The organism is Nodosilinea sp. LEGE 07298, from assembly GCF_015207265.1.
Classification (GTDB): Bacteria; Cyanobacteriota; Cyanobacteriia; order Phormidesmidales; family Phormidesmidaceae; genus Nodosilinea.
In genome coordinates, this window is the sequence record NZ_JADEXE010000302.1 from 1 (window position 1) to 7836 (window position 7836).

Sequence of the window (7836 nt, forward strand, 5' to 3'; positions counted from 1 at the left end):
CCTCTACCCCACGCTCCCCATCACCCCTTCCGCCAGCCAATTCATCTGCTCCAGCTCTACCGCCGTCTGCCCCAGTTCTTTGCCGCTAGCGATCGCGGTCTTGCCCTGGTTATCTTTAATTTCGCCTTTGTAAATCACCAGTTCGCCCGAGACTAACTGGGCTTTAGCGGCTTCTGCCGCCTCCTGGGCAGAAGCACTCACCGCTGGGCCGTAGGGCGACAGCTTGAGAAAGCCATCCTGAAAACCGCCCCGCACCAGATGGGGAATGCCACCGTTCATTAGGGTTTTGCCTTCCTGCATCAGGGTGACGTAGTTGTTGTACACGTTCGACCAGTCCCACTCGGCCCCGGTGAGGTAGCCCTGGGGAGCTAGTTCGGCCTGGTTGGCGTGGTAGCCCGAGGCAAAAATGCCGCGTCGCTCGGCGGTTTCAATCACCACCTTGGGGCTGTCCACATGGCAGGTGAGCACGTCGATGCCCTGGTCGGCCATACTGTTGGCGGCCTCGGCTTCGCGCACCGGGTCGGCCCAGTCGCCGGTAAAAATCACCTGGGTGGTCACGCTGGGGTCGATGCTGCGAGCCCCCAGGGTAAAGCTGTTGACGTTGCGAAGCACCTGGGGAATGGGTTTGGCGGCGATGAACCCCAACCGCTTGCTGTTGGAGGCATGGGCTGCGACTACCCCCGCCACGTACTGGGCCTCGTCGATGTAGCCAAAGTAGCTGCCCACGTTCTCGGGGTGCACGCCCTCCTGGTACAGCCCGCCACAGTGGAAAAACTGCACCTCGGGGAAGTCGGCGGCCAGGGCCAGCACGTGGGGGTCGAAGTAGCCAAAGGAGGTGGCAAAAATTGCCGTGGCTCCATCGAGATCGATCATGCTGCGGATGGTTTCTTGCACCGCGTTGGTTTCGGGCACGCTGGCTTCTTCGGAGGTTTTGACCCCAGCCATGCCGTCCAGGCTGGCGCGCCCTTCGGCGTGGGCCTGGTTGTAGCCGTAGTCGTCTTTGGGGCCAACGTAGATAAAGCCTGCCGTTAGGGTGTCGCTGCCCCCTGCAGCGGTGGGGGTGTTACCGCAGGCGCTGAGCTTGACCGTCAGGCCAAAGGCCCCAGTGGCCAGCAATCCCCGAATCGCCTGGCGTCGGGTCACCTGAAATGTCGGGTTCCGCATGGGGTTCTCCTGAAGTGAGAGCAAAGGATAATCAAGATGAAGCGCGCTGCCCCATCCTCAACCCCTTTCTTCTAAAGCAGAAAGGCCGCTAGGTTGAGCCTCTCTTCTCGATTGGAAGCAGGGTAGAGATCAGGGCTTTGAGCGCGGGCTTAGTGTTGTGGAACGCTGCCAAACGTTAAAGAGAGACTACCAAGGCCGCCAGAGAGTTGAGGTTCGAGGAAAGTTCGCCAAAAGTGCGTTTCTAGGCGACCAGTGCGAGGTGGCTGAGCAAAATGTGGTCTACGGTACAAAGTTGGGGGTAAGGCTTGGCTACGATCAGCCTCAGCGAAAAGCCTCTATGCCCTATGCCGCTCTAGTTTCAGAGAAGCGAGTAGCTTTGGATACATGACTATGACCGCCGATGATGCATTAGGACTGGTGAATCAGGTTCTGGCTGAGCGCGGTGTAGATTCGCTGAGCCAGGTGCAGTCGGCTTTATTTCAACAAGCCTGGGACGATCGCACTTACCAAGCCATGGCTCTAGCCCTGGGGTACGAAGTCGGCTACGTCAAGCAAATTGGCTCTGACCTGTGGCAGTGCCTGTCCGAAAATTTAGGCGAAAAGGTCACGAAGCGAAATTTGCGGGAGGTACTGGCCCGCCAGCTAAAACGCTTAGGCCCTCAATCGGCTCAATTGACGGCTCAGCTGAGGCAGGCGATCGCGTCTCTGGCCCCACTGCACCGCCGCGACTGGGGCGATGCCGCTGCCGCCCCCCACTTCTACGGGCGCACTAGCGAACTCGCCCAAATTCAGGGCTGGATTCTAGACAGTGATGCGTCTAAAGGGAGGCAGTGCTGTCGGCTGGTGGGGCTGTTTGGCATGGGCGGCATGGGCAAAACAACCCTGGCGGTGAAGCTGGCCCAGCAGATACAAGACCACTTTGAGGTGGTGATCTGGCGATCGCTGCGCCATGCCCCTCTGGTAAACGATCTACTAAGAGATCTGCTGGGGGTGCTCTCGGCGGTGGTCCCCGAACCCTCTGGTGCAGAATTTGATAGCCTGCTGCGATCGTTGCTCGATCAGCTACGCCAGCACCGCTGCCTGATCGTGCTCGACAACGGCGAAACGATTTTGCAACCGCGCGATCGCACCGGCACCTACCAGCCCGGCTACGAAAACTATGGGCCACTTTTCGCCAGCCTGGGCAACGTTGACCACCAGAGCACCATCGTGCTCACTAGCCGCGAAAAAATTAAAGAGATTGCCCAGCAGGAAGGCGAAACCCTGCCCATTCGATCGCTGCGGCTGAAGGGCCTGCCGCCGCTGGTGGGGCAATCAATTGTTCAGGCCAGGGGCAAATTTGTCGGCACCCCCAGCGAGTGGCAGCACCTGGTAAACCACTACGGCGGCAACCCCCTCGCCCTCAAAATGGTCGCCGCCGTAGTGCAGGACTACTTTGACGGTCAGCTGGGGCCGTTTGTGCAGATTTTGGCCCAGGGAGACTCGGTGTTTGGCGACATTCGCGATCTGCTGACCCACCAGATCGAGCGGCTTTCCCCCGTAGAGCAGCAGGTGATGGCCTGGCTCGCCATCTATCGCGAACCCGTTACCCTGGCCCAGGTACGCGCCGATCTGGTGGCCCCTCTGGCCCTGGGCGACCTGATCGAAGCCCTCACCAGCCTAGAGCGGCGATCGCTGATTGAGCGCGATACGCCCAGGGCCAGCCCCACTCGCTTTACCCTCCAGCCCGTGGTGATGGAATATGTGACCGACTGGCTGGTCGATCAGATGAGTCAGGCGATTTTGGCCGCCCCCACCGCCAACTCCAGCCTGCTGCACAGCCATCCCCTAATTTTGGCCCAGACCAAAGACTACCTCCGTGAAAGCCAAACCCGGCTCATTCTTCAACCCGTGCTGCAGCGGCTATTGCAGCGACTGCACCCCAGCCAGCTCGGCGACCATCTGAGCCAGCACCTGGCCACCTGGCGCGGGCAACACCTCCCCAGCTATGCCTGCGGGAATGTGCTCAATTTGCTTCAGCAGGCTGAGATACCGCTGGCGGGCTGGGATTTTTCTGCCCAAACCATTTGGCAGGCCTATCTGCAAGACAGCACCCTCCACCAGACCAACTTTGCCCAGGCCGATTTAGCCCGATCGGTGTTTAAAGACACCTTTAGCCAGGTGCTGGCGATCGCCTTTAGCCCCGACGGCGAGCTACTGGCGGCCAGCGACGTCAGCTACGAAATTCACCTGTGGCGGGTCAGCGATGCCCAGCCGGTGCTCACCCTGCGCGCCCAGGACGGCTGGTGCTGGGCGGTGACCTTTAGCCCCGACAACCAAACCTTGGCCAGCAGCGCTAACGGCACCATCGACCTGTGGGATCTCAAAACCGGCGATCGCTACGGCCAGCTCAAAGGTTCCTCCAGCCGGGTCTTTTCCTTGGCCTTTAGCCCCGATGGGCGCTTCCTGGCCAGCGGCTGCGAAGACCACCAGATTCGGGTTTGGGATGTGCGCACCCGCACCCTGATCCACAGCCTGGTGGGCCATACCGACGAAGTGCGATCGGTCGCCTTTGCTCCGCAGAGCTACCTCAACCTCAATCGGGGGCCAGCCCTGGGTACAGTAGGGCACCCATTGGCCAGCGGCAGCTACGACGGCACCCTGCGCCTGTGGAATTTGGCCAGCGGCGACAGCATCGTACTGGCGGCTGGAGCGCCCCTGTGGTCGATCGCCTTTAGCCCTGACGGCCAAATCCTGGCCAGCGGTCGCCACGATGGCCGGGCCGACATTTGGGATGTAGCCACTCAGGCGCGGGTGCGGCAGCTGCAAACCTTTCCCCAGGGGCGATCGCCCCACAACCACCCTCAGCCGCTGCGATCGGTCGCCTTTAGCCCCGATGGTCGGCAACTGGCCAGCGGCGGCGACGATCAGACTATTCGCCTATGGAACTGGCAAACGGGTCAGGTTGACTGGGCGCTCAAAGGCCACAGCAGCTGGATTTCAAACGTGGCCTTTAGCCCCGACGGGCACACCCTGGCCAGCGCCAGCGAAGATCAGTCAGTGCGTCTATGGGATGGCCAGACCCACCAGGCGCTGCGGGTGCTGCGCGGTCACAACAGCGGCGTGTGGTCGGTGGCGCTGCATTCCCAGGGCAATTACCTGGTCAGCGGTGGGCAAGATCGCCAGGTGCGCCTGTGGCCCCTGAGCGGCCAGGCCTCCCCCCAGGCTTTTGGCGGGCACGAGGGCTGGGTGTTTGCGGTCGCCGTCAGCCCCGATGGCCGCTGGATTGCCAGTGGTGGTGAAGATCGCACTGTGCGCCTGTGGGCCAGCGATACCGGCGATTGCCGCGCCACCTGGACCGACCACAGCCACGAGGTCTGGGCGCTGGCCTTTTGCCCTCGGAGCGATCTGCTGGCCAGCGGCAGCCTGGATGGCACCATTCGCCTGTGGGATCTTAACCGCCGGGCTAGTCTCGGCATTTTAGCCGATCACACCAGTGGCGTTTGGACCCTGGCGATTAGCCCTGACGGTCGCCGTTTGGCCAGCGGCAGCCAAGATCAAACCGTGCGCCTGTGGGATATTGCCACCCAAACCTGTTTGCAAGCGTTGCCCTGCGAGGGCAGCTGGGTGCGAGGTCTGGCCTTTAGCCCGGATGGTCGGTTTCTCTCCAGCGGCGGCTCCAATGGCTATGTCATGCTGTGGGATCTAAAGCTGGGCCATCGCACCGTCATTGGTACTCACCCCAGCCTGGTGCTGGCTGTGGCCTTTAGCCCCGATGGCCAATGGTTAGCCAGCTGCGGTGGCGACGCTACCATTAAGCTCTGGCACCTGCCCAGCCGCCGCTGCCACCAAACCCTCTGCGGCCACGACAAATGGGTGCGCTACATTACCTTTAGCGCCGACGGCGATCGCCTGATTAGCTGCAGCCAAGACGAGACTATTCAGGTCTGGAGCAAGCTAGTCACCCCCGACGGCTTTATTTACTGCCACGAGCAGACGCTACGAGTACCCCGCCCTTACGAAGGCATGACCATTACCGACGTAACGGGCCTGACCGAGGCCCAAAAAGCGGCGCTTATCACCCTCGGAGCCAGTGAAACCAATGCCCCAGGCGTTAGCGAAACTACTTCCTCAACTTACCCGCCGTCTTCTAGGCTGCCCGTAGACGCTTAACTCGGCCTGAGAATGTGGACATTAGGCCTGCCAGAATTTCATGACTGAGAAAACCCCTTGAGGCATAACAATTGGGGCATAACCGTCTTTTACCCAGAGGAGCCTGCTCAGGTATGGCCATTGCACATTAGACTACAATCCAGACTCCGCAACCGTCCTCTGGCCATGCCCGAACCTAACTGTCAGGTGCTTCGGCGGTTGTAGCCCCGATCGCGGCCCAGATCGAGCTTGAGTCGTTAGTCCTGTCCTGTCTTAGAGGCTGCCATGACCACTGAGTTTACCGTCGGCGATCGCGTCCGCCTAGTATCTTCCCCGCCCTACTTCAAAACCGCCGATTCCATGCCCATGTTGCGCCCCGCCGATACTCTACCCGTGGGGGCCGAGGGCATTGTGCAGAGCCGCCGCCCCGGTGGCTACTGGGGCATCAAGTTCGACAAAGGGGCGTTTTTGGTCGATAGCCAATACATAGAGTCAACAGAAGCCCCGGCAGACCAGGCTACCGGGGCTTCTGCTGATTCTGATTCTATTGAGGCTTCCTAAGCCGAGGTCGTCTCAGCATCGGTTTCAGCCGATTCAGGAGATGCTTCAGCAACTGATTCGGCGGCAGACGCTTCAGTTGAAGCATCAGGCTCCTCAGCCACAACTTCCTCCGGCGCGGGTTCAGCTACAGTCTCTTCAGCCGCAGGTTCAGCCGCAACTTCTTCAGCCACAGCTTCCCCAGCAACGGACTGTTTGGCTACAGGTTCTTCAGGCACCGACTCTTCAGCCACGGTTTCTTCAGCTACGGCTTCTTCAGCTACAGCCTCTTCTGCCACGGTTTCTTCAGCTACGGCTTCTTCAGCTACAGCCTCTTCTGCCACGACTTCCTCGGGCACTTCTTCAGCCTTGGGCTTGGGTTTAGGGCCGCGCATCAGGGCAGGGGGAATAGCGGGCTTACGATCGCGCTCATCGCGATCGCGGCCCCGGCCTCCGCGTCGGCCCTTATTGCTATCACGGCGCTCTCCGGTGCTGCGCTCACCGCCGCTATTGTCTCCCACAGTGATTATCTTCTTCTTGGGCTTCTCAGGGGAGGTATTTGGAGTGTCTGCCATGACCCTACAGTAGTTAACGTCGTGGAGATCTTAACGCGAATCTGGCCAGACCCTGCATCAAAACAGAGCGGGTGGCCACATCGGCAGCTTCGGTACCTTGGGCTTCTTGCCCATTTTGGGTTGCTTACCCAACCGCGATCGCTTGTCCTCAGGGATGGGCTAATCGACAACCCGCAATCTTCCCTGGCTTAGGGCTTCATAAACCCGATTGATGAGAGCAGCATCATTGGGGCTCAAGTCTCGTTGGGAAAACATGGCCATTAACTGCCGCTGGTCATTGCGAGTTAGGCGGCGGGCCGCAAACATTCTTTCGATGGTCTGCTCAAGGTTTGACATAGGGACGCACTCTGAATGGTCGAACCGTGGCTACTTCAGGATGTCCAGAACGTCGCCTGACTCACATGCCTGAAGACTATAACGCTTTGTATAGTAACTCGATTTTATTCGGTGACAAGGGTGACCACATCGGCGGGATAACTTATTTAGTTGCCAAAATCATGTGATAGCGAGAGCGTAAATCCGTATTCCTACGGTCAGTAACCATCCATCGACCTCTATCCCTCAGGCCAGGCCTTCAGGCTCAGGGGCGGCTCCATTCTGAAATCTAGAGTTCACCGGCTATACTCGTGCCATAAGGGTATGGATTCGACAGCTAATGCAATACCTGGCCAAGGTTCAAAAAAAGGCGTTCCTGGGCGGTGCAGAACTCTCACTGCTGGCCGAACAGACCTCTGAATCAACGTGGACACTGTTATCGGTAGAACGCATCGTTGAAACTACGCGCCTGTTAGCCTTCCAAGAAGGAAATCTGGTGCTGGTCGAACTCGACAATCTCAACCAGATTGTAGCTGTGCAAGATGCTACCTCCTGGGTGCTGGACTTAGTGGAGCACTATCTAGCCTATGGCGTTACCCCCGAAGCCTTAGAACAAGAAATTGAGCGGGCCGAACGGTGGCGGCAATCGCTGACCCTTAAAAGCCAAGAGGTTGATCGCCGCGCCCTCGAAACCGCCGCCCGTCGCGATGAAATTCAAGAACTAGAGCGCAGCCTCAAGCAGGAACGCGAAGAACTCGAAACCCGTTGGCAAGCCCTAGAGCAGATGAAGGCTGAAGGCAAAGCAGGGGACGAGTGAGCGAGAGCGTGGGCGCGTGAGTGCGTGAGTGCGTGAGTGCATAAATCCATCCCTGTACATCCTTCAACCAGGCGTTGCTAACGCGCAGCCTAGGGATGCAAAAGACTTTGGCTCAATAGGTGTTTCAGGGAGGTGACCTGCAAGCAGATGATGTATTCGCTAGGCTGAACACTAAAGTGCACCTGCTCTGCGATCTCATGCTAACCCTGACACACCTTTTGGAAGAGGCCAAGTGCTACGACAGCGTTCGGACGTTGCGCTGGCCCGACGGCGTTATCCGGTGTCCGAAGTGCGGCT

General features: G+C 59.3%; 7 protein-coding genes. 4 read left to right on the forward strand and 3 right to left on the reverse strand.

Translation table 11 applies throughout. The features are described from left to right. Nucleotides 1–3: 3 nt before the first annotated feature. On the reverse strand, nt 4–1164 hold the full coding sequence (locus tag IQ273_RS27370; protein WP_194026294.1) for a BMP family ABC transporter substrate-binding protein: 1161 nt from the start codon (nt 1162–1164) through the stop codon (nt 4–6). Nucleotides 1165–1554: 390 nt separating this feature from the next. On the opposite strand from IQ273_RS27370, the gene IQ273_RS27375 reads away from it, so the two are divergent. Together IQ273_RS27375 and sipA are read left to right on the forward strand one after the other, a co-directional pair. Then, nucleotides 1555–5316, forward strand: coding sequence for an NB-ARC domain-containing protein (locus IQ273_RS27375; RefSeq protein ID WP_194026295.1), 3762 nt, complete (start codon nt 1555–1557; stop codon nt 5314–5316). Nucleotides 5317–5580: 264 nt separating this feature from the next. Further along, nucleotides 5581–5856, forward strand: coding sequence for a regulatory protein SipA (gene sipA / locus IQ273_RS27380; protein WP_194026296.1), 276 nt, complete (start codon nt 5581–5583; stop codon nt 5854–5856). Here the strand turns inward: sipA and IQ273_RS27385 are convergent. After that, nucleotides 5853–6407 (reverse strand): hypothetical protein, encoded by a 555-nt coding sequence (locus IQ273_RS27385; protein WP_194026297.1) that lies wholly within the window; start codon nt 6405–6407, stop codon nt 5853–5855. The genes sipA and IQ273_RS27385 overlap by 4 nt on opposite strands. Before the next feature lie 159 nt (nt 6408–6566). Further along, on the reverse strand, nt 6567–6743 hold the full coding sequence (locus tag IQ273_RS27390) for a hypothetical protein (protein ID WP_194026298.1): 177 nt from the start codon (nt 6741–6743) through the stop codon (nt 6567–6569). A gap of 319 nt (nt 6744–7062) precedes the next feature. On the opposite strand from IQ273_RS27390, the gene IQ273_RS27395 reads away from it, so the two are divergent. Both IQ273_RS27395 and IQ273_RS36065 read left to right on the forward strand, forming a co-directional pair. Continuing rightward, nucleotides 7063–7539: a hypothetical protein gene (locus IQ273_RS27395; RefSeq protein ID WP_194026299.1), complete on the forward strand. Its 477-nt coding sequence runs from the start codon at nt 7063–7065 to the stop codon at nt 7537–7539. A gap of 197 nt (nt 7540–7736) precedes the next feature. Further along, nucleotides 7737–7836 (forward strand): transposase (locus IQ273_RS36065; RefSeq protein ID WP_194021068.1); only part of this gene is annotated, 100 nt, incomplete at its 3' end.

What these genes read in the sequence shown, in the direction of transcription:
- IQ273_RS27395 (WP_194026299.1), top strand. Translation starts at nt 7,063, where the DNA reads ATGCAATACCTGGCCAAGGTTCAAAAAAAGGCGTTCCTGGGCGGTGCA.
- IQ273_RS27385 (WP_194026297.1), bottom strand. Translation starts at nt 6,407, where the DNA reads ATGGCAGACACTCCAAATACCTCCCCTGAGAAGCCCAAGAAGAAGATA.
- IQ273_RS27370 (WP_194026294.1), bottom strand. Translation starts at nt 1,164, where the DNA reads ATGCGGAACCCGACATTTCAGGTGACCCGACGCCAGGCGATTCGGGGA.
- IQ273_RS27390 (WP_194026298.1), bottom strand. Translation starts at nt 6,743, where the DNA reads ATGTCAAACCTTGAGCAGACCATCGAAAGAATGTTTGCGGCCCGCCGC.
- IQ273_RS27375 (WP_194026295.1), top strand. Translation starts at nt 1,555, where the DNA reads ATGACCGCCGATGATGCATTAGGACTGGTGAATCAGGTTCTGGCTGAG.
- sipA (WP_194026296.1), top strand. Translation starts at nt 5,581, where the DNA reads ATGACCACTGAGTTTACCGTCGGCGATCGCGTCCGCCTAGTATCTTCC.